Below are 21049 nucleotides of genomic sequence, written 5' to 3'. Positions count from 1 at the left end.
CGTTGATCCGTTACCGTCGGCCGTCTTGCGCGTTGTCAGGGCATGCGGGCCTCGTGCTCCGCAGCAACCCCCCTTCCTTACAAGGAGTTCTGATGTCGCGTATCACGAAGGTCGCCGCCGTCATGGCGGGCACCGGTGCCCTCATCGCCGGCGGCGCCGGCATGGCCTCGGCGGACGCCGGTGCCCAGGGTGCGGCCATCGGGTCCCCCGGTGTCGCCTCGGGCAACGTCCTCCAGGTCCCGATCCACGTGCCGGTCAACATCTGCGGCAACACCGTCAACGTGATCGGCCTGCTCAACCCGGCCTTCGGCAACACCTGCGCCAACGTCTCCGAGGGCCACGACGACAAGGGTGACTACGGCTACGGCCGCTGATCTCCCCGCTCCACGGCAACGGCCGGCCTCCTCCTTCCCGGAGGGGCCGGCCGTTCGCCGTGCGCGCTCAGGCGTAGCGGTAGACCTTGCTGTGGTCGAGGAGCTTCCTGGGGGTGACGTTCCACGGGGGCATCGGGTCGTCGAGGCCGAAGACGTAGTCACGGTCCCGGCCGGGTGAGGCGGGTTTGCGGCCCGGCAGGTAGGCGGCCTTGGGGTGTGCCTTCTGCCAGCGGTCCCAGAGCAGGTCGATGAAGGAGTGGTGGAGCCAGAAGACCGGGTCCTCGGGGGAGGCGGCCCCGGCCATCGGGCCGCCGACCCACTGGTGGACCTGGTTGTGGTTGCCGACCGGGCGCACCCGGTGGATGCCCCAGCCCTCGATGCGGTTGCGGAACCCCTCGGTGCTGATGCTGTTCCAGGGCTCGGTGTCGTAGACCGGGTCCTTCAGCGCCCGCGCCACGTCGTCGGCGGTCGGGAGGGAGACCGGGTTGTTGCCGGGCCTGCCGAAGTTGCGGGTGAGCCAGTTCTGGTCGGTGACCCCGGCGCCCACCTTCCAGTTGCCCGCGTCGAAGGCGAACGGTCCGGTGGTGACGCGCCGGTCGCCGGGCCTGCCGTTGCCGCCGAGGAAGTCCTCCGCCCAGAGGGAGGAGGTGGTCGATCGGTCCTGGGTCCAGTCCCAGTAGGGGACGCTCACCCCGGGGTCGACGGCCTGGAGGGCCTGCTCGAACTCCAGCAGGTAGCGGCGGTGCCAGGGGAAGAACGACGACGTCATATGGGCGGGGCGCGGCCGGTTCTCGGTGTCCATGACGTAGTACTCGCGGTGCATGACGACGAAGTCGTCGTAGCGGCCCGAGCGCTTGAGCTTCAGGATCGCGTCGACGAGGCGCCGCTTCTCGGTGCGCGTAAGGTCGCGCTGGTTCTTGCGGGTGTACACCGGTTCTGGTCCTCCTGGTTCACATGTGGTGCGACATTCACGTGCCGTGCGACGGTCACTTGTGGTGCGAGGCGGGGAGTGCGAGCCGCGCGGTGCCCAGCTCGTCCACGGCGGCGCGGGCCGTCTCGCGGAGCGTGGGGAACGACTCGTAGTGCGTGACATCGCTCAGGTACGTGCCGTCCGCGCGCCGCATGACGTGCAGCGGGCGGCCGTCGATGCGGATCTCGGTGACCGGCTCCCCCCGGCCGGCCCCGCCCGCCTCGCCGGCCGGGACCAGGACGGTCACCGACCCGCGGATCTCCCGGCCCCGGTACATCTCGGCGAACTCCTCCGCCCCGGCGGCGGTGTGGCCCTGCCCCTTCGCCGGTGCGGGCGCGGTGGCCGGTTCGTCGTCGTACAGCGGCAGGAGGACCGCGGCGGTGCCTGCGGCCACGGCCGCGGTGAAGGCGGTACGCAGGACGATCCGGCGCGACGGACCGCGTGCTCCACGCGGTGCGCCGCCCGGATCCGTGGTTCGGCTCATGGGTGACTGCCTCTCGTTCGGCTCGTTCGAGGTGCTGTTCCTCGCGATGGTGGCAACGAGGCGGCGGCGAAACGGTTCTTGTGGGCGCGGCGTGCCTCGCGTTCCGTCAAACGCGTGACCTTGCGCGGCCATCCGCGCCGGAGGCACGCGTCGCGCGGAGCCGGTCGCGCACCGGACCGGACGATGACCTCGCGAACTCATGGAGGTGGATGGACATGACCGTTCCGAATCAGGTGTCCGGGGACCGCGCGGCCCACTGCGACCTCGCCGACCCGGCCTTCTGGCAGCTGCCGCGCCCGGAGCGGCTCGCCGCCTTCGCCCGGCTGCGGGAACTGGACGCACCCGTGCTGTTCACGCCCCGGCCGGGCACCGCCCGTACCTCCGGCAAGCCCTTCTACGCCCTGGTGCGCCACGCGGACGTGCTGACCGCGAGCCGCACCCCGAAGGTCTTCGCGAGCGCGCCGGGGGTCACCACCCCGGAGCCGGCCGGCTGGGCGAAGGCGCTGTTCGGGAACTCGATGGTCAACATGGACGGGCCCGAGCACGCGGCGCTGCGCCGGATCATCTCCCGCCGCTTCACCCCCCGGCTGCTCGCCGCCACCGAGGAGAACATCGACCGGCTGGCCGCCCGTCTGGTGGACGAGATGATCGCCGAGCGTCCCGGCGACTTCATGCCGTCGGCGGCCTCGCGGCTGCCGCTGGAGGTGATCTGCGACCTGATGGGCATCCCCGGGGAGCACCGGCCGCGGATCGCCGAGCAGATCGACCACGCCTCCGAGCACGTCGGCGTCGCACGCCGGGGCCGGGCCAGGCTGCGGATCCCCGGGCGCGGGATCGCGTCGCTGGCGATGATGCAGTTCGTCATGGCGCGTCTGGCGCACGAGCGCCGCCATCACCCGCAGGACGATCTCGTCTCGGCCCTGGTGCGCGCGGACATCGACGGTGAGGGGCTCTCCTCGCGGGATCTGGGCGCCTTCTTCTCGCTGCTGCTGGTGGCCGGGGTCGAGACCACCCGTAACGCGATCGCGCACGGGCTCTCCCTGCTGGACCGCCATCCGGAGCAACTGGAACTCCTGCGGTCGGACTTCGACCGGTACATCGGGGGTGCCGTGGAGGAAATCGTCCGCCATTCGACGCCGATCATCCAGTTCCGCAGGACCGTCGTATCGGAATTCGAGCTGGGCGGCCGGAACTTTCTTCCGGGGGAGAAAGTCGCACTGCTCTACGCCTCCGCCAATCGCGATGAATCAGTTTTCACCCGTCCGGATCTCTTCGACATCACCCGGTCGCCGAATCCGCACCTGGGCTACGGGGGCGGCGGCCCGCACCACTGCCTCGGCGCCCATCTGGCCAGGCTCGAAATGACGGCCCTGTTCCGGGAGCTGCTCACCCGACGGCCCGTCATCCGGCAGACGGGCGACCCCAAGCTGGTCGATTCGAATTTCGACAACCGCGTCGGTTCGCTGCCGTTCACCTTCGGCCCGACGTTCACCTGATCGGCCCGTTCGCAACGCCGAATGCGATAAATGGACCACTCTATTAGCGTGCGGTGCAGGATGATGAAACTCTCTCCCCATCGGGCCGAAGCGGCCGGAATTTCCCTGTAGCCAGGAGGAGTCATGCCGGCCAAGCGCCGACTCATCACCACATGCATCGCGGCGGCCGTTCTCAGTCTCCTGGCGGGCGGCGGCATCGCGGGCCAGCCGCCGCCGGGCGCCGATTCCGTGGACAGCGCCGCCCCCGGGCCGCAGGGCACCAGGGGCGCGGGCTCCACCGCGCACGGCGCCTATCTGGACTACGGGCCGGCCGGGGTGAGCAGGATGGCCGACCTGTCCCGCTGGCTCGGCGGCGCGGAGCTGCGGGTGGGGCACACCTACCTGCCGGGCGACCTCTGGGTGAACATCGAGGGGACTCCCGACTTCCTGGATTCCTGGGCCGACTGGCGCAAGGCGGACAAGGACCGGTTGTTCGTCCTCAACGTGCCCATGCTGGAGCGGAACGAGGAGCGCGTCCCGGACGCCCAGGTCCGCCGGCTGCTGCGGTCGGGAGCGGCGGGCGACTACGACCGGCACTTCACCAAACTGGCGGAGCGCCTGGTCTCCCTGGGGGTTCCGGACACGGTGATCGTGCTCGGCTGGGAGATGAACGGCACCACGTACACCCATCGCTGCGGTCCCGATCCGGCGTCCTGGAAGGCGTACTGGCAGCGGATCGTGACGGCGATGCGCGCGGTGCCGGGCCAGGAGTTCCGTTTCGACTTCACGCCCAGCCGGGGACGGGACGCGGTGCCGTGGACCGAGTGCTACCCGGGTGACGACGTCGTCGACATCATCGGCATGGACTCCTACGACCAGCCGCCGGGCCAGTCGTTCGACGACCAGATCAACGACCCGTACGGCCTTCAGAAGCATGTCGACTTCGCGGCGGAGCGCGGCAAGCCGATCTCGTTCCCGGAGTGGGGGCTCTTCCGCAACGGCGACAATCCGGAGTACATGCGGCGGATGCTGGACTGGATCGACCGGCACCAGCCGCTGTACCAGACGATCACGGACTACTGCCCGCACGGGGTGTGGCAGTGCAAGAGCAATCCGCGCGCCTCGAAGGTGTTCCGGACGAAGCTCGCCGAGATGGCCGCGCCGGTGAAGCCCGCCCCGTCCGCGCCTCCCACCACGGCCCCGACCCCGACTCAGCCGCCTTCCCCCACGCCGCCTCCGTCTCCGACGGTGCCGCCGGCCGTGGAGCCCACGCCGTCGGTGCCGCCCACGCCTGCGGCTCCCGAACCGCCGGTCACCCGCAGGTGGTGCATCACCGTGCCGTTCGGGGACTGGCTGGGACAGTGGCTGAAGGAACGCAGGATCTGCGTCCGGTACTGACCGCGCGCATGGAAACGGCTCCGGCTCTCCTCAGGGGAGCCGGAGCCGTCCACCCACACGGGTCCAGCGCGGGGGCAGGTGGGCAAGCGACCGCTTGTCACTCCCCCAACGGGGACACGGCCCGCCGCGTCACGCCGCCGAACGGGCGAAAGCCCGTGCGGGAGCCCCGGCCGGTGCGTACTCGGGGGTGACGCGCGACCATGGAAACCTAGAGATGGTGGTGAGGTGCATGGCATCCGCCGACGAGGGCCCCCCGGCGGGGCCCGGCCCGCTGCCCGACGCGGACCCCCGGGGTCCCGTACAGCTGAGCGACGACGCGGTGGCGGTGATCGCCGGGGACGGCACGGTCATCGGCTGGACCCGCGGGGCGGAGGCCCTGCTGGGGTACGCGGCCGCCGAGATGGTCGGGCGGTCCGCCGCCCTGCTGCTGGCGGGGGCCCCGGACCCCCGGCGTACGGCCGCGATCGCCGCCCGGGCCCGCGGCGGTTCGGGGTGGAGCGGGCTGATCGCTCTGCGTGGCCGGGACGACCGGCGGATCGACGTGGACGTACGGGTCTCCGCCTCGTTCCTGATCGCCGGGCGCGAGGGCTTCCTGGTCTCCGGGCGGGAGCGCAGCCCGCAGTGGGTGGTGGACGGTTCGGTGCTGGAGGGGTTCCTCACCCGGTCGCCGGTCGGCATGGCGGTGATGGACCCGGAGCTGCGCTACATCTGGCTCAACGACACCCTGGAGCGGTTCGGCGGGGTCCCCCGGGACCAGCGCCTGGGGCAGCGGCCGGCGGATGTGCTGCCCGGGCTGCTCGCCGCGCCGATCGAGAGGCTGATGCGCCAGGTCATGGCGACCGGTGTACCGGTCACGGACTACGAGTACCTGGGCTGGAGCTGGTCCGACCCGAACCGCCGACGGGCCTATTCGAGCTCGTTCTTCCCGCTGGCGGACGCCGAGGAGAACCGGATCGGCATCGGCTACATGGTCCAGGACGTGACCGACCGGTGGAACGCGCGCAGGCTGCTGGCGCTCGTGAACGAGGCGGGGGCCAGTATCGGCTCCACCCTCGACGTGCAGCGCACAGCCCAGGAGCTGACCGATTTCGCGGTGCCCCGGTTCGCCGACTTCGTCTTCGTCGACCTGCTGGAGACACCGCTGGGCAGGGAGCGGCCGGGGGTTCCGCTGCTCGGGGCGGGCGCGCGTGACGGGCGGCCGCAGATGCGCCGCATGGGGATGAGTTCGGTGCGCGAGGGATGTCCGGAGGCGGTGGTGCGGGTCGGGGAGAACGTCGACTTCGTACCGCCGCCGCACGACGTCCACTTCCTCCTCGACGGCGACCCGGTCCTCCTTCCGCTCCTCGACCCGGACAGCCGCGCATGGGCCGTGGAGCAGCCCGCGCGGGCCGCCCGGATCCGGGAGTTCGGGCTGCACTCGCTCATCTCCGTACCGATGCGGGCACGGGACACCGTCCTCGGGCTCACCACGTTCATGCGGTCGCAGAACCCGGTCCCGTTCGACGAGGACGATGTGGCGCCGGCCCGGGAGCTGGTGGCCCGGGCCGCGGTCTGCGTGGACAACGCCCGCCGCTACACCCGGGAGCACACGGCGGCACTGGTGCTCCAGGAGAGCCTGCTGCCGCACACCCTGCGCGGCGGGACGGCGCTGGACGTGGCCTCCTCCTACCTCCCGGCGGACGCGAAGGACGGGGTCGGGGGCGACTGGTTCGATGTGATCCCGCTGTCCGGGGCCCGGGTCGGCCTGGTCATCGGGGATGTGGTGGGGCACGGCATCAGCGCGGCCGCGACCATGGGCCGGCTGCGGACCGCCGTGCAGACGCTCGCCGACATGGACCTCGCGCCGGACGAGCTGCTGGCCCGGCTGGACGATCTCGTCATGCGGCTGAGTGAGGAGGAGCCGACGGGCGGGAAGGCCGACCGGGGCGGCACGACGGTGCTGGGCGCCACCTGCCTGTACGCCGTCTACGATCCGGCGTCCCGCTGCTGCACGATGGCCCGGGCCGGGCACCCGCCGCCGGTGGTCGTCACCCCGGAAGGCGCGGTCAGCTTCCCCGACCTGCCCTCCGGCCCCCCGCTGGGCCTGGGCGGGCTCCCCTTCGAGTCCATGGAGGTGGAGCTGCCCGAAGGGAGCCTGCTCGGCCTCTACACCGACGGCCTCGTCGAGGGCACCGACAAGGACACCGAACAGGGCATGGTCCGGCTGGGCCGGGCGGTCTCGCGGCAGGGGCTGCCGCTGGACGAGCTGTGCGCGGCGGTGGTCAAGGAGCTGCTGCCCGTTCCGCAGCCGGACGACATCGCCCTCCTGCTCGCCCGTACCCACGTGCTCAGCCCCGACCGGCTGGCCTCGTGGGACGTGCCCCTGGACCCGGCGGCCGTCGGCGCGACCCGGAACAAGGTGGCCCGCCAGCTGGAGGCGTGGGGCCTGGAAGAGCTGACGATGACCACCGAACTGATCGTCAGCGAGCTGGTGACCAACGCGATCCGGTACGCCTCCGGTCCCGTACGCCTGCGGCTGCTCCTCCAGTCCGTGCTGACCTGCGAGGTGTCCGACGCCAGCAGCACCACCCCACGGCTGCGGCACGCCCGTACGACGGACGAGGGAGGCCGGGGTCTGTTCCTGGTCGCCCAGCTCGCCCGGCGGTGGGGCACCCGGTACACGCACCGGGGGAAGATCATCTGGGCGGAACAGAATCTGCCGTCCCCACTGCCTCCCGGCTCTCCCCCGCCCGGCTGAACAGCCGGGTCAGTGCGCCTCCGGCCCGGATCAGCTCGTCCCAAGTGCCCTCCTCGACGATGCGCCCCCTGGCGAGGACGGCGATGCGGTCGGCCCGGCGGACGGTGGCGGGCCGGTGGGCGATGATCAGCGTCGTACGGGTACGGGCCCGGGAGTCCGCCGCGAGCGCCCGCGCTAGCTCTTCGTCGCCCCGGTGGTCGAGGTGGGCCGTCGTCTCGTCGAGGACGAGGACCCGGGGCCGGCCGAGGAGCCCCCGGGCCAGGGCGACCCGGGCGCGCTGGCCTCCGGAGAGGGTCGCGCCGCGTTCGCCGACCGGGGTGTCCAGTCCCTGGGGCAGGGCGTCGACGACCGGGGCGAGGCCGCAGGTACGGACGACATCCGCCAGCTCCTGATCGGTGGCGTCGGGAGCACCGAGGCGGAGGTTCTCGGCGAGGGTGCCGTGGAAGAGCGGGGCCTCCTGGCCGACCACGCACACGGCGGCGCGCAGGTCGTCCTCGGCGAGATCCCGCAGGTCGACGGAGTGGGGCTGGTCCTCCGGGAGCAGCTCCACCGTTCCGTCCTGCGGATCCCAGTAGCGGGCGAGCAGATGGGCGCAGCTGGTCTTCCCGGCCCCCGAGGCGCCGACGAGGGCCACCGTCTCCCCCGGCCGTACGGTGAGGTCGAGGCCGTCCAGGACAGGGGCGGAGCCGTAACCGAACCGAACCCCGCGCAGCCGCAGCCCCAGCGGACCCGGCGGGACGGAAAGCGGGGAGGCGGGGACGGGCGCCCCGGCGGGGGCGTTCACGGCCGCGCGGACCCGGGCGGCGGCGGCACGCAGGCTGCCCGCCCGGCCCAGTGCGGCCGCCGATTCGGCCACCGGGGCCAGGGCGCCGAGGGCGAGGGCCATGGCGGCCGGGGCCCAGGCCCCGTCGAGACGGCTGCCGCCCGTCGCATGGGCGGCAGCGGCCACGACCCCGATGACGGCGGCCACGACGAGCAGATCCCGGGCCGCGCCGGCCCCCGTCTCCCAGGACTGCTCGGCCCGCTGGGCGCGGGCGAGCCGCCGGCCGCCGGAGCGCAGCCGGGCCCGGGTACGGCCCAGGGCACCCGCCGTCAGCAGCTCCCGGAGGCCGTCGACACTCTCCACGCTCTCCGCGGAGAGGTCGGCGAGCGCGGCCCGGGTCCTGGCACCGCGCTCGGCCCGGCCGCGCGCCTCCAGCAGGGGCGACCAGAGGAGGAGCAGGGCGGCGGGCACGACGGCGAGCAGCAGCCACGGCCCGAGGACGCCCAGCAGGGTGGCGGCGACGGCGAAGACGAGTCCGGAGGCGAGGAGTTGGGCGATGGCGTGGGCGTAGAAGAACTCCAGCGCCTCCACATCGCCGAGCGCGGTCGCCGCGAGGTCACCGCTGCGCCGCCCGGCGATCCGCGCGGGGGCGGAACGGGCGAGCCCGTCGAAGACCCGGACGCGCAGTTCGGCCAGGACACGGTAGGCGAGGTCGTGCGAGAGGTCCATCTCCCGCCAGGTGGCGAGCGCCCGGAGCAGGACGAGCCCGATGAGGACGGCGACGGTGACGGGTGATGGGGCCCGGTGTTCGATGACCGCTGTGCCGACGGTGTGCGCGGCGAGGGTGACCAGGGCGACGAGGGCCGCCTGGTCGACGAGGGCGGCGAGGCAGGTCCGCAGGACGGTGGCGCGGTGGGCGCCGAGGACGGGAAGGAGGGAACGGAGGGCGCCGGTGTCGTGGGGGTGGGGGTGGTGGGGTGCGGAGGCGTTCTTGGGTGGGGGTGGGGTTGGGGGCGTGCGGGCCTGGTCGGCGGCGGGTTGGGGCGAGGTCAGGGACGTACGGGCGTGGTCTGTGGCCGGTGGTGGGGGCGGGGTCGCGGGCGTACGAGCATGGTCTGCGGCGGGTTCGCGCAGGGGCAGGGGCGTGCGGGCCTGGTCCGCGGCGAGGGCCGGCGGGGTCGGGTACGTACGGGCGTGGCCTGCGGTGGAGGCGGGCGGGGTCAGGGATGTACGGGCATGGTCTGCGCCGGACGCGGGCGGGTCCACGGACGTGCGGGCCTCGTCTGCGGCTGGCTCGGGCGAGGCCGAGGACATACGAGCCTCGCTTACGGCGGGTGCGAGCAGGGCCGGAGGCGTACGGGCATGGTCCACGGCGCGCCCAAGCGGGTCCACGGACGTGCGGGCCTCGTCTGCGGCTGGCTCGGGCGAGGCCGAGGACGTACGAGCCTGGCCTGCGGCGGGGGCGGGCAGGGCCGGAGGCGTGCGGGCCTCGTCTGCGCCGGACGCGGGCGGGGGCGTACGGGCCCCAGAAGGGCTCGGGTCGGGCGGGGTCATGCGGCGTGTTCCTCCTGGGCGGTGCGGCCCGCCGCGACGAGCGAGGCGTACACGCCGCCGTTCGCCAGCAGTCCGCTGTGGTCGCCGGACGCCTCGACCCGGCCGCCGTCGAGGACGACGATGTGGTCGGCGTGGCGTACGGCGTCGAGTCGGTGGGCGACGACGAGGCAGGTCCGGCCCCGGCTCGCCGCGAGCAACTCCCGTACGATCCGGGCCTCTCCCCGCTCGTCGACCGCGCTGGTCGCCTCGTCCAGGATCAGGACCGGGGCGTCGGCCAGCAGGGCGCGGGCGAGGGCGAGGCGTTGGCGCTGGCCGCCGGAGAGCGTGGCGCCGCGTTCGCCGACGAGGGTGTCGTACCCCTGGGGGAAGGCGGTGATCTCCCGGTCTATGCCCGCCGCCCGGGCGGCGGAGCGCAGCTGTTGGTCGGTGGCGGCGGGGCGGGCGATGCGCAGGTTCTCGGCGATCGTGGCGTGGAAGAGGTACGTCTCCTGCGAGACGACGGCGATGCCCCGCCGCAGGGAGGCGAGGGCGTACGCGGCGGTCTCGGTCCCCGCGATCGTGACGCGGCCGCCGTCGGGGTCACGCTGGCGCAGCAGCAGGCTCAGCAGGGTGGACTTTCCGGCACCCGAAGGCCCGACGATCGCCGTCGTACGCCCGGCGGGTGCGGTGAAGGTGACGCCGTCCAGGGCGGGGCGGCCGGCGCCGGGGTGGGTGAAGCGCACGTCCTCGAAGCGGATGGGGGGCGCGGTGTCCCAGCGGGCGAGCGCCCTCCCCCGGTCGGGGACGGCGGGTTCGGCGGTGCGCAGGGCGGCGATCCCGTCGGCGGCCGAGACCCCGAGGTAGCCCGCGTGCCATTCGCGGGAGAGGTCGCGGATGGGGCGGAAGCACTCGGAGGCGAGCATGAGCAGGAGGTACGTCCCGGTGGCGGCGGTGCGTCCGGTGGCCGCCGAGGAGCACGCCACCAGGACGGCGGCCGCGGTGCCGCCCTGCACGGCGAGGTCGGTGAGGCCGGTGTCGACGAGCGAGACCCGCAGTTTGGCGACGGTGGCCCGGTGGAGCGCCGCCGACCGGTTCTCCAGCTTCTCCCGTACGCGGCCCACGGCTCCGGCCGCGCGCAGGGTGGCCATGCCCTGCAACGCCTCCAGGTAGTCGGCGGCGAGGGCCTCGTAGGAATCCCAGTGCTCCTTGCCCCGCCGGGCGAGCAGCCGGTCCCACCCGCGCGGCCCGAAGAGCGCCAGCAGCAGGGCGAGGGCCAGGGCGAGGGCGGCGTACGGCTCTATGAGCGCTACGGCGACGAGCAGGAGGGGCGGGACAGCGGCGGTGATCAGCGCCTGGGGCAGATAGCGGGAGACGTACGCGTCCACCCCTTCGACGCCGTCCACGAGCGTGGCGCGTACGGCTCCGGCCCGCGCGCCGGTGATGGCGGTGGGCCCGAGTTCGCCGAGGCGGCCCAGCAGGGTGTCGCGGAGCCGGATCCGGACGGCGGCTCCCGCGGTGACGGCGGTCAGCCGCTGGGCGCGGCCCAGCGCGGCGCGGATAAGGACCACGGCCAGCACGGAGAGGAGGAGCGGGGTGAGGCCGGACGTGTCTCCCTGGGCGATCCGGGAGAGGACGACGGCGAGCAGCACGGCCTGGGCGAGGTGGGTGAGGGTGACGGCGGCGAGGAGCGCGGTGGCCCAGCCGAGGGGACGGCGGGCGGTGCGGGCGGCGCGCAGGAGTTCGGGGTGGAGCATCATGGGCGTTCTTCCTTGCCCGACGGGGGCGGTGGGGCGGGGAGTGCGGGGTCGACCGGCCCGGCGAGGGCGATTCCGTGGACGATCCAGTCGTGTCCGGGGGCGTCGCCGAGCGCGGCGCCGAGGTCGGCCTGCTGCCAGGAGCCGATGGGGCGCGAGCGGAGGCCGAGCGCGGTGGCGTGGGCCTGGGCGACTCCGGCAGCGTGACCGGCGGCAAGATGGCTGCTGCGGATCAGGGCGGGCGGGGCGTCGGCGGGGCAGCCGTGGGCGACCAGCACCGCGCCCGCTGTGCCGATCCACTGCTGGCCCGCCGCCCAGCGGGCGAGGGTGGGGCGGGCATCACCGGAGGCGAGGACGCCGGTGGTGGTGAGGAGCCCCGGGGTGTCGCCGCCGATTGCTGCGGCCCAGGCGGGGCCGTCCGGGCGCGCGCCCTCGGCGGTGGCCAGAACCTGGGCGAGCAGGTACGGGGCGGACGGGTGCGCCAGGTCGGCGGGGTCCGCGCTCCTTCGTGTACGGAGGGTGTCGTCCGTCACCGGGGCTGGACGGCGGGCGGGGTGCCAGGTGGGGCGGCCCGGAGCTGCGGCAAGCTGGTCCAACACGTGCCTGGTGGCGGCGAGTTCGCGGGGCGGGGCGGTCTCGCTGCCCGGTTGCGGCACCGGGGCGGTGGCGCGGGGCAGATCAGCCCAGGCGGCCAGCGGGTCGGTTGAGGGGGCCGACTTGCGGGCGGCCGCCAACCAGACAGCAGCGAGGGGGAGTTCCGGTTCGCTTCCGGGCCACAGCTCGCGCCACTCGGCCGCCCCGGGCAGCCCCGCCGCCGCGGAGAGCTCGGCGCCGTCCGCGTCCAGCGAGACCTGTGCGCAGTACGGTGCGGCAGCGAGCGCCAGGGCGGCCGCCGCGTGGCCCGCGTCCAGCAGGAGCAGCGGCCAGGCGCGGTGCCCGTAGTGCGCGACGGTACGGGCGGCCGTGACGCTGAGGACGACGACGGCTCCCGGGGCCGCGCCGGCGGGGGCCCGGCCGCGTGGACGGGCGCGGTGGGTGCGCGGGTCGTAGGCGTACCGCCCGGGTGGCAGCGAGCAGCCGGGGCCGACGAGCAGGTGCGCCCGTACGGGATGGAGCGCGCCCGCCGAGGCTACGGGCCGCAGCCGGCCCGCCGTCGACCCGTCGGGGGCGGCGAGCGACAGCCGCAGGACACGATCCAGGTCCACCGCTCCACCGGTCCCTGCCGGGGAGAGGGCCGGGCCGCCCCACGGGAAGGCGCGCTCCGGTACGTACGGGACCGAGCGCGGCAGACGGGGTGACCTGGCGTCGGACAGGGCGCGGCGCAGGAGGCCGGAAGCTGCGGGAGGAGCCTGGGTCATGGGAACGCGCTCCATCACATGTGGGGTGGCGGTGCGAGGGTGAAATCCGCCGGACCGGTGGGGACTTCGGTCCGCCAGCCCCGGGCGAGCGCGGCCTCGGCGAAGCGCGGGCAGCCGAAGTAGCCGAAGGCGGCGGGGGCGTTGGGGATCAGACCGGAGACCAGTACGCGGGCTACGCGCAGCGCGGTCTCGGCTATGTCCTCGGTGGTCAGGTCCACGGTGATCACCCGGTGGCCGCCGTCGCTGAGCGCCGCATCCAGGGTGGACCGGCTGCCGTGGGCGACCTCGGTGACGGGGACGATGCCCCCGGCGGGTTCGGTGAAGCGGCGGGCCAGTGGGGCCATCCGGCCGTCCAGCCAGACCTGCACATGGGCACCGAGGTCCCGTACGGCGGCGAACTCCGGTCCGCAGACGTCGAGATAGCGCCGGTCGGCCCGGTGGTCCAGGTAGAGGCCCCGGGCGAAGAGACCGGCCTCCACGGAACGGTGGACCCAGCCGTCGGCATCCACCGCACCCTGTGTGAAAACCCAGGTGTGCACGGCCTCCAGCACTGCCTTGCGGGCGGCCTCCGCCGGGTCGTACCGGCAGGCGAACCCGGCGGCGTGGATCCCGCGCCGGGGATCGTGGACCAGGGCGGCCATGCAGGGGGCGAACTCGGAGGGCATCTCCACGATGTGGACGTCCAGTTCGGTACCTGCCAAGTCTTCGGTGAGGCCCGGCACGCTCGCCGGGTCGATGCCCCGGGTGGGTCCGTCCAGGTGCCACCACAGCTCCAAGGCGTCGCGCTCCACGACTTCGAGCAGCCCGCGCTCAGCAGCGTCGTCGAAGCCCTGACCGGTGGCTATGCCCGCGTAGTTGAGGTGGTGGGTGCGAGGGAGCGAACGCAGCTCACCCTGGCGCCAGTTGAGGTGGGTGAGCGCTACGGGGGCCCAGCAGGGACGGCCGTTCTCGGTGGCCCGTGTCCACAGTGCCGGTGTGTCAAAGGTGAGTTCGGCGTACGGGAATCCTGGGCGCTCGTGCTGCCAGGATGCGTACGAGGGCACCGCCCCGGGTCCGTACAGCCGCAGGCCCTCCGCCTCCAGCTCGGCGGCCGTGGCCCTGCGGGGCGCGTCGGGGTGGCCGGGCGGCGGGACCCTGTTGCCGCAGTACCGTTCGACGGCCTCGGCGACGGCGGCGATCCAGGCGCCCTCGGGGTCCCCGAAGGTGGTGCCGAGCGAGACCCGGTCGGCCGGCCAGGCGCCGAGGCGGCGGGCGTCGGCGACCTCGGCGGTCATCGCGGTGTAGCGGGGCGGCGCGCCTTCCGGGTGTTCGACGGGCTCCACCCCCCGGATCAACCCGCAGACGGGGTCGACCAGGGCTTCGATGGGCAAGGTGCTGGTCAACGGCATATCTCCGGTACGGGCTCGGCGTAACGACGCTGGGCGACGACGGTCAGGTGCAGGGCGCTGCCCCGGGCCGTGACGGCTCTGCGGGACGGGGCGAGGCGGGTGGCGGTCACCGGGTTCTCGCCGGTGTGCGGGTTGCGGGCGTGCGCGGGGAAGTGGTGTCCGGCGATCTCCGCGCGGAGCCTCGTCCCGGCGGGCAGGCGGCGGCCCAGGGTGCCTAGCGGCACGGTGATCTCCACGGTCTCCCCCGGCGGGTCGGCGCGCCGGACGATGCCGAACGCGAGCGGCTCCGCGCGGCCGGCCGGGTCGAGGGCGGTGACGCGTACGGCCCAGTCGGCGGCGGGGGTGTCGGCGGTGGCGTGGATCCGGGCGGCGCCGGGTCCGAGGAGGTCCAGGGGGCGGGGCAGAGGCGGGGAGAGGAGGAGGCAGCGGTCGGCGGGGGTGGCGTCGGCGGGGACGGCCAGGTCGTCCGAGCGGACCGGGCGGACCGGGTCGGCGGTGAACTCGGCGCCGTGCAGGAGGCGTAGACCGGCCGGAGCGTCGAAGGGCCAGGTGGTGATGCGCGTCGAGGAGTCCTTCGACCCGTGCGCGTCGTCAAGCCGTACGCCGTGCCAACGGCCGCTGCCGCCCAGGGTGATGACCCCGCGCCGCTCGGGGTGCAGCCGTCCGGCGAGGGCGGCGCGGGCCCACCGTACGTACAGCGCACCGAGGTTGAGGCGGTCGGCCGCGATCTCGGGCCGGTCGGCGGTGAGGCGGTGGCCCCAGGGGCCGAGCAGCAGACGGGCGGGGCCGCCCCAGCCGGACCACAGCGCCACGGTGTCCTCGGCGAAGGGGTCGCGGGTGCCGCCGACGGCGAGGAGGGGGAGGCGGGAGGCGGAGCCCCGGAGGACGGTCCTGCCGCGCGGGCAGGCGTCCCAGAGTTCGGGCCAGGAGGGCAGGGCGCGGCCCAGGCGGTCGGGCAGCCGGGTCAGCGGGAGGTGCTCCAGCAGGCGGGGGTCCTCGGCGAGGGCGCGGGTCAGCGCGTCGGGGGCGGAGTCGGGGCGGTCGCCGTGCGCGGCCCACCAGCCGGCGCGGGCCCAGAGCCGTTCGGGGCCGCCGGGTTCGCGGGCGGTCTCGGCGAGGCCGAGGGCGGGGACGGCGGCGATGACGGCGTCCGGCCGCCCGTCGCCGGACGGGCCGAGCGCGGTGGCGAGGGCGCAGTGGGCGGCGTAGGAGGCGCCTGCGGCGACGACCGGGCCGCCGCCGCTCCACGCCTGCTCGCGCACCCAGGCCACGGTTGCGGCACCGTCGCTCTCCTCGTGGTCCCGGTAGGGGTGCCACGGTCCCGGCGAGCCGTGCCGGCCGCGTACGTCCTGGGCGAGGGCCGCGAACCCGTGGGCCGCCCAGCCGCGCAGCTCGGCGCGGTGGGCGGTGCGGCCGTAGGGGGTGCGGATCACGACGGCGGGGTGGGGGCCCGGTGAGTCCGGGAGGTGGAGGTCGGTGGCGAGGGGGGTGCCGTCGGGGGCGGGGACGTACACGGTCGTGGTGTTCGCCGGGGCGTTTGCCGTGTCCGCCATGGTGTTCACGAGGCCGTCCGCGCGGTGGGGGCGGGCAGCGGGGCGACCTCCGGTACGGGGAGCACGGGATGCTCGGTGACCGTCAGGTGTCGTAGGTCGACCTGGCGCAGTCGGCGGCGGGCGGGGAGACGGGCTCCCCTCGGCGGTTCGCCGTTCGCCCAGGTGATCAGGTCGGCGGTGAGCAGTGCGGCGATCAGGGCGGCGGACGCCTGGGTGGGGTGCGGTCCGGTGTCGGGGGTGCGGTGGCCGGCCCAGTAGGCGGCGAGTTCGCGGTGGGCAGCGGTCGCGGCCAGTCTGCGCAGGCGGACATGGGCGGCGGTGACGTCGCCGGGGGCGGAGGCGAGGGGTTCGATCCAGGCCTGGGCGCCTTCGCGGTGGCAGCGGAGCCAGGCGGTGTGCCGGGCGGGCAGCCGGTCGGCTTCGTCCCACAGCCCTTCCGGTACGGGCGAGTCGAGGCACCAGAGCACGGCGGTGTCCCGCTCCCCCGTGAGTGCGGCCACGTCGTCGGCGGTGGCGGGACGGACCTCGGCCCCTTCCGCCGCGGCGAACCGGGAGAGCGGTTCGGTGAGTACGGGGTCGCCCAGGAGGTGGACGGTCCGGCCGGTGAGCGGCAGGCGGCGGGGTTCGGTCACGGCGTGCCCGGCTTCCTCGAATGCCGTTACCAGGTGGTCGAGTTCGGCCGATTCCGCGTACGCCCCCTCCCCCGGTACCAGTCGGCCGACCAGCTCTTCGGCGCCGACGCGTCCGGTGTCGATGCGCAGGAACTCCCCTTCGGAGGTGCGGAGTACGGGCCGGCCACCGGGCACGGTGACGATCCCGGCGCCGGGGGCGAGTCGACTGCGGTTCACGGGGAGCCTCCGATGGGCGTCGTACGGGAGTGGGCGGGTGGTGCGAACGGGACGGGCCCGTCCGGGGTTTCGCCCGGACGGGCCCGCCACGCGAGGAACGGGAGACTGCCTCAGCGGCAGGTGCCGCTTACTTCTCGTCCGCGGTGTCGGCCTCGACGGCGTCGTCGAAGGGGTTCTCGACGAGGGCGTTCGAGTGGGTGGCGGAGAGGTGGGCGAGCTGGCCCTGGTCCGCGATCGGGCTGAACACCTTGTTGTGCTCCATGAGTTGAAGCCTCCATTCGGATCGGTTGGTGATGGTTGCGACGCCGTTCTCTGCCGCACCACAGACACTAATGAATATGATTTTCATTGCGCAATAGCTGGAACGGATCGAGAGGGTGATCTGGGTAACAGACGGGCCAGCCGCCTTCGGCGTCGGCCCCCACCCGCCCCACGACTCCCAGCACTTCGGCCAGCAATCGCTCTGTGACCACCTCTCCGGGCGGGCCGTCGGCGGCGATGCGGCCCTCGCGCAGCGCGACGATCCGGTCGGCGAACCGCGCCGCGTGGTTGAGGTCGTGCAGCACCATCACCACCGTGAGCCGCCGCTCACAGCGCAGCCGTACGACCGTCTGGAGCACCTCCAGTTGGTGCCGCAGATCCAGATACGTGGTGGGCTCGTCCAGGAAGAGGACCGGGGCGTCCTGGGCCAACGCCATGGCCAGCCGGACCCGTTGGCGTTCACCGCCCGACAGCGCGTCCACCGGCCGGTCCGCCCAGCCGGTGACGCCGACATCGGCGAGGGCCCGGGCCGTCACCTCGTCGTCGCCGTCCCGCAGCATGCCGAGCGGCCCCCGGGTGGCGTAACGGCCCTGGCGGACCAACTGCCGCACCGTCAGCGCCGGTACGGCTGGTGCCGACTGGTGGAGCAGCGCCACGCGGCGGGCGGCGGCCCGTCTGGGCAGGTGCGCCGCGTCGTCCCCTCCGAGCAGGACCCGGCCCCCGCTGGGGGTGAGCAGTCCGGCGGCGAGCTTGAGGAAGGTGCTCTTGCCGCAGCCGTTCAGGCCGATGAGGGCGACGAGTTCGCCCGCTCCGATGCTCAGGTCGATCCCGCGCAGCACCTCACGCCCCGGATAGCCGAAGCTGAGCCGTTCCGCCCGGACCACGTCCGGTGCTCCCGCCCTGCTGTTCCTCTCGTCCGGCGCCTCCGCCATTCCCTTCTCCCCGGCCTCCACATCTGTCGTGACGCCTCTCGTACGTGCGGCCATCTCCGGCCTCCTCCTCGTCATCGTTCGTCCGTCCGTCGCCGCGCCACGACCAGCAGCAGCCCGGCACCGACAAAGGTGGTGAGCGCGCCGACCGGCAGGGTCAGCCGGTCCGCGTCGAGGGCCACCACCAGGAGCCGGGAGAGCAGTTGGGCCGCCGCGTCCGCCCCGCACACCACCACCGCGCCGAGCAGCGCGGCGCCGGGAAGGGCGATGCGCAGGTCGGCGCCGAAGACGGCCAGCGCCAGATGCGGTACCAGCAGGCCCACGAAGCCGAGCGCCCCCACGGCGGAGACCGCTCCGGCCGTCAGGGCCACGGCACACACGAGCGCGGCAGCGCGGCCGCGCCCCGGGTTCAGCCCGGCGGCGGAGGCCTGTTCGTCGCCGCAGCGCAACAGGGTCAGCGGCGCGGCGAGCAGCCAGGCCAAGGCTCCCCACACCAGTGCCCACGGCCAGAGCAGGTGCCAGTGCTGCCAGACGCGGCCCTCGGTGGAGCCGATCAACCACTGGACGACGCTGCCGAGTTCGCCCGGGGCCACCAGGAGGACGACGGCGGTGAGTCCGGCGAGGACCGCCGACACCAGGACCCCGTACACGGCGGTCTGCTCCGGGTCGCCCTTCTCCCGTCCCGCGAGCAGCCACAGCAGCCCCGCGCCCGCGAACCCGCCGAGGCAGGCCGCCACGACGACGGCCGTCGGGGAGTCCCAGCCGGCCAGGCCGAGACCGGTGGCGGCGACCGCGCCGAGGACCGCGCCGGGGGTGACGCCGGTGACCTCGGGTCCGGCCAGCGGGTTGCGCAGGGCCGACTGGAGGACGAGCCCCGCGACACCCAGGCCCGCCCCGGCGACCAGCGCCACCAGCATTCGGGGAAGCCGGAGTTGGAGGACGATGTGTTCGGCCATCGGGTCGCCGACCCCGCCGAGGAGTACGGCCCGTACCCCCTCGCCGGTGACACCTCGCCCCGCGAACAGGTCCGCGCAAGCTACGGCGCAGACGAGCACCGCCAGGGCACCCATCCGGACGCCGGGCGAGCGCCGCACCGGCCGGGGTGGCGCGGGCACCGCTTCCGTAACGCTCATCGCTCCGCCTTCCGCAGGAGAGGTACGGGCCTGTCGACCGGCCCGCCCTGAACCGGCAGGACCACCGGCCCGGGCCCCTGGTCCTTCGCCGCCCGCCCCCGCTTCAGCAGCACCACCCCCACCGGCACCCCGACCAGGGCCGTCCACGCGCCGACGGGCGTCTCCACCGGTGCGAGCGCCAGCCGTGCGGGCTGGTCCGCGCAGAGCACCACGACCGCCCCGCACAGCGCGGACCGCACGAGCCACCCCGCGGCCCCGCCGTCCGGCTGCAACCGCCGGGCGAGGTGGGGCGCGAGGAAGCCGACCCAGGCCACCGGGCCGCAGACCGCCACGACGGGGGCGATCAGGACGACGGCGATGCCCAGCGCGGCGACCCGCGCGCGTTCGACGCGTACGCCGAGCGCGCGGGCGTCGTCGTCGCCGAGCCGCAGCACACAGAGCACCGGCACACAGAGCACGAGCGCGGGCACCGCCACGGCGAGCCAGGGCAGCAGCCCGGTCACGTCGTCCCAGGTGCGGGCGGACAGACTGCCCAGCAGATAGCGGTAGATGAGCTGGAGGTCCAGCTGGTCGGCCATCACCATGAGCACCAGCAGCCCGGCCTGGAGCGCGGCGGCGACGGCGGCCCCTGTGAGCAGCACGGAGGACGGGCTGCGCCCGAATCCGGCGGCGATCAGGGTGAGCAGCCCGCCGAACGCCGCCCCGGCCAGGGCCAGGAAGGGCTGAAGACCGAGCGGTACGGAGAGGGCGAGCACCAGCGGTGCCGCCACCCCCAGCGCGGCCCCGGAGGAGACGCCGAGCATCTCCGGGACGGCGAGCGGATTGCGCAGCGCCTCCTGGAGGACGAGGCCCGCGGCTCCCAGACAGGCACCGGCGACCAGCGCCAACACCATCCGGGGCAGCCGCAGTTCGGTGACGACGAGCCCCGCGAGGTCGTCGGACCCCAGGGTGGCGAGAAGCCGGCCGGGCGGAACGTACGGCGTACCGAGGCTGAGCGCGCACACCGCGCTCACCACCGCCGCCACCGTCAGGCAGACGGGCGCCACGGGCAGCCGCGCAAGCGTGGTCCGGCGGCCCCTCACCGCAGTGCGGCCGTCGCCTCGTCGAGGACGATGCCCAGGGACCGGGTGCCGCGCCCCTTGGCCCAGACCTCGGAGTCGACCTCGATGACCTTGCCGTTCTTCACCGCCGGGATCCGTGACCAGAGCGGGTTCTTGGCGAGCTTGTCGGAGAGCTTGCCGTCCGGGGCGCCGAAGGAGAGCGTCTCCACGAACAGGACGTCGACGTCCCGGGCGAGGATCTCCTCCAGGCTGTAGGAGCCGTCGACTCCCCTGCTCTTCCAGGGGTAGTGGGAGATCCTCGGGAAGAGCCCGGCCGCCACATCGGTCTCCGGGGTGGCCACGCCGAAGTTCTCGTCGCTGCCGAAGACGATCAGCGCGGTCTTGTCGCTCTTCGCCTCCTCGGCCTCGGCCAGCCGGGTACGGAACACCTTCTCGGCCTTCTCCCCCTGTGCCGTACGGCCGGTGAGCGCGGCGAGGTCCCGCAGGTAGCCGACGCTGTCCTTCCAGGAGCCCGGCTGCACCGGCCAGAAGGTGGTGGCGCCCTTCAGCGCGGGGGCGAGCTTGCCGTGGGTGTCCTCCAGGCCGATCACCAGGTCGGGCCGGTGGGAGAGGATCGCCTCGACCTCGGGGCTGAGGAAGCCGCCGGGCACGACGGGGACCTTCGCCGCCTTCTCCTTGCCCAGGAAGTCGGGGTGCGCGAGCACCGCGGAGTTGGTGGCGGCCGGGGTCATGCCCAGCTCCACGAGGATGTCGTCGCAGAGCGCGACCAGGCAGACGATCTTCTGCGGGGGCTTCTCCAGGGAGACCGTGACGCCCTTGGCGTCGGTGATCCGGGTGGCGGCCTTGATGGGCTGCACCTCGGTACTCGTACGGGGTCCGGCCCCGGCCGCCGGTTCGGCGGTCCCGGTCTCGTCGCCCGTCGTGCCGCAGCCGGCCAGCAGCCCTCCCAGTACGGCGATCGCGGCCCAGCGGCGAACTCTCAGTGCGGTGCGTGGCATCAGCTGTCTCTCAGATTCTGTACGGCCCCGGG

17 protein-coding genes are annotated in these 21049 nt (G+C 74.1%); 4 read left to right on the top strand and 13 right to left on the bottom strand.

Features of this window, described 5'->3' with window-relative positions:
- The first annotated feature begins 92 nt into the window (after window positions 1-92).
- A complete protein-coding gene (locus GTY67_RS32770; protein ID WP_093687789.1) occupies window positions 93-374 on the top strand; it encodes a chaplin in 282 nt (93 codons plus the stop codon).
- Between the two features lie 67 nt (window positions 375-441).
- Here GTY67_RS32770 and GTY67_RS32765 read toward each other — a convergent pair whose 3' ends face one another.
- Together GTY67_RS32765 and GTY67_RS32760 are read right to left on the bottom strand one after the other, a co-directional pair.
- Complete coding sequence (locus GTY67_RS32765; RefSeq protein WP_093687787.1) at window positions 442-1305, bottom strand: tyrosinase family protein; 864 nt, start codon at window positions 1303-1305, stop codon at window positions 442-444.
- Between the two features lie 55 nt (window positions 1306-1360).
- Window positions 1361-1828, bottom strand: coding sequence for a tyrosinase family oxidase copper chaperone (locus tag GTY67_RS32760; protein ID WP_161281437.1), 468 nt, complete (start codon window positions 1826-1828; stop codon window positions 1361-1363).
- A gap of 215 nt (window positions 1829-2043) precedes the next feature.
- On the opposite strand from GTY67_RS32760, the gene GTY67_RS32755 reads away from it, so the two are divergent.
- The 3 genes from GTY67_RS32755 (at window position 2044) to GTY67_RS32745 (ending at window position 7438) form a co-directional block, all read left to right on the top strand.
- Entirely contained in the window at window positions 2044-3324 is a 1281-nt protein-coding gene (locus GTY67_RS32755; RefSeq protein WP_161281436.1) for a cytochrome P450, read from the top strand.
- A 123-nt stretch (window positions 3325-3447) separates the two neighbouring features.
- Window positions 3448-4701, top strand: a complete 1254-nt coding sequence (locus GTY67_RS32750; RefSeq protein ID WP_161281435.1) for a glycosyl hydrolase — start codon at window positions 3448-3450, stop codon at window positions 4699-4701.
- Window positions 4702-4930: 229 nt separating this feature from the next.
- Entirely contained in the window at window positions 4931-7438 is a 2508-nt protein-coding gene (locus tag GTY67_RS32745) for a SpoIIE family protein phosphatase (protein ID WP_161281434.1), read from the top strand.
- Here the strand turns inward: GTY67_RS32745 and GTY67_RS32740 are convergent.
- From GTY67_RS32740 to GTY67_RS32695, 11 genes are all read right to left on the bottom strand, one after another.
- A complete protein-coding gene (locus tag GTY67_RS32740; RefSeq protein ID WP_161281672.1) occupies window positions 7377-9254 on the bottom strand; it encodes an ABC transporter ATP-binding protein in 1878 nt (625 codons plus the stop codon). The two genes, GTY67_RS32745 and GTY67_RS32740, sit on opposite strands and share 62 nt — an antisense overlap.
- A gap of 497 nt (window positions 9255-9751) precedes the next feature.
- Window positions 9752-11491, bottom strand: coding sequence for an ATP-binding cassette domain-containing protein (locus tag GTY67_RS32735; protein WP_161281433.1), 1740 nt, complete (start codon window positions 11489-11491; stop codon window positions 9752-9754).
- Window positions 11488-12846, bottom strand: a complete 1359-nt coding sequence (locus GTY67_RS32730) for a nitroreductase (RefSeq protein WP_161281432.1) — start codon at window positions 12844-12846, stop codon at window positions 11488-11490. Before GTY67_RS32730 ends, GTY67_RS32735 begins: the two co-directional genes overlap by 4 nt.
- 14 nt (window positions 12847-12860) lie before the next feature.
- A complete protein-coding gene (locus GTY67_RS32725; RefSeq protein WP_202462423.1) occupies window positions 12861-14228 on the bottom strand; it encodes a YcaO-like family protein in 1368 nt (455 codons plus the stop codon).
- Entirely contained in the window at window positions 14225-15787 is a 1563-nt protein-coding gene (locus tag GTY67_RS32720) for a CocE/NonD family hydrolase (RefSeq protein WP_161281430.1), read from the bottom strand. Before GTY67_RS32720 ends, GTY67_RS32725 begins: the two co-directional genes overlap by 4 nt.
- A gap of 5 nt (window positions 15788-15792) precedes the next feature.
- A complete protein-coding gene (locus tag GTY67_RS32715) occupies window positions 15793-16635 on the bottom strand; it encodes a hypothetical protein (RefSeq protein WP_161281429.1) in 843 nt (280 codons plus the stop codon).
- 127 nt (window positions 16636-16762) lie between these two features.
- Window positions 16763-16897 (bottom strand): streptamidine family RiPP, encoded by a 135-nt coding sequence (gene amiA / locus GTY67_RS35400; protein ID WP_015613003.1) that lies wholly within the window; start codon window positions 16895-16897, stop codon window positions 16763-16765.
- 67 nt (window positions 16898-16964) lie between these two features.
- Complete coding sequence (locus GTY67_RS32710; RefSeq protein WP_161281671.1) at window positions 16965-17828, bottom strand: ABC transporter ATP-binding protein; 864 nt, start codon at window positions 17826-17828, stop codon at window positions 16965-16967.
- Window positions 17829-17899: 71 nt separating this feature from the next.
- Window positions 17900-18958, bottom strand: coding sequence for an iron ABC transporter permease (locus tag GTY67_RS32705; RefSeq protein WP_161281428.1), 1059 nt, complete (start codon window positions 18956-18958; stop codon window positions 17900-17902).
- Window positions 18955-20004, bottom strand: a complete 1050-nt coding sequence (locus tag GTY67_RS32700) for an iron ABC transporter permease (RefSeq protein ID WP_161281427.1) — start codon at window positions 20002-20004, stop codon at window positions 18955-18957. The genes GTY67_RS32705 and GTY67_RS32700 overlap by 4 nt, the downstream gene beginning before the upstream one ends.
- Window positions 20005-20036: 32 nt before the next feature.
- Window positions 20037-21017 carry an ABC transporter substrate-binding protein gene (locus GTY67_RS32695; protein ID WP_161281426.1) on the bottom strand — a complete coding sequence of 327 codons (981 nt, stop codon included), beginning with the start codon at window positions 21015-21017 and terminating at the stop codon, window positions 20037-20039.
- Window positions 21018-21049: the final 32 nt, after the last annotated feature.

Source organism: Streptomyces sp. SID8374 (genome assembly GCF_009865135.1).
GTDB lineage: Bacteria > Actinomycetota > Actinomycetes > Streptomycetales > Streptomycetaceae > Streptomyces.
This window is presented reverse-complemented; position numbering and strand designations above follow the sequence as displayed.

Excerpts from the sequence above, each read along its gene's own strand:
- GTY67_RS32770 (WP_093687789.1), top strand. The coding sequence starts at position 93 with ATGTCGCGTATCACGAAGGTCGCCGCCGTCATGGCGGGCACCGGTGCC.
- GTY67_RS32760 (WP_161281437.1), bottom strand. The coding sequence starts at position 1,828 with ATGAGCCGAACCACGGATCCGGGCGGCGCACCGCGTGGAGCACGCGGT.
- GTY67_RS32755 (WP_161281436.1), top strand. The coding sequence starts at position 2,044 with ATGACCGTTCCGAATCAGGTGTCCGGGGACCGCGCGGCCCACTGCGAC.
- GTY67_RS32750 (WP_161281435.1), top strand. The coding sequence starts at position 3,448 with ATGCCGGCCAAGCGCCGACTCATCACCACATGCATCGCGGCGGCCGTT.
- GTY67_RS32745 (WP_161281434.1), top strand. The coding sequence starts at position 4,931 with ATGGCATCCGCCGACGAGGGCCCCCCGGCGGGGCCCGGCCCGCTGCCC.
- GTY67_RS32735 (WP_161281433.1), bottom strand. The coding sequence starts at position 11,491 with ATGATGCTCCACCCCGAACTCCTGCGCGCCGCCCGCACCGCCCGCCGT.
- GTY67_RS32730 (WP_161281432.1), bottom strand. The coding sequence starts at position 12,846 with ATGACCCAGGCTCCTCCCGCAGCTTCCGGCCTCCTGCGCCGCGCCCTG.
- GTY67_RS32720 (WP_161281430.1), bottom strand. The coding sequence starts at position 15,787 with ATGGCGGACACGGCAAACGCCCCGGCGAACACCACGACCGTGTACGTC.
- amiA (WP_015613003.1), bottom strand. The coding sequence starts at position 16,897 with ATGGAGCACAACAAGGTGTTCAGCCCGATCGCGGACCAGGGCCAGCTC.
- GTY67_RS32710 (WP_161281671.1), bottom strand. The coding sequence starts at position 17,828 with ATGGCGGAGGCGCCGGACGAGAGGAACAGCAGGGCGGGAGCACCGGAC.
- GTY67_RS32705 (WP_161281428.1), bottom strand. The coding sequence starts at position 18,958 with ATGAGCGTTACGGAAGCGGTGCCCGCGCCACCCCGGCCGGTGCGGCGC.
- GTY67_RS32695 (WP_161281426.1), bottom strand. The coding sequence starts at position 21,017 with ATGCCACGCACCGCACTGAGAGTTCGCCGCTGGGCCGCGATCGCCGTA.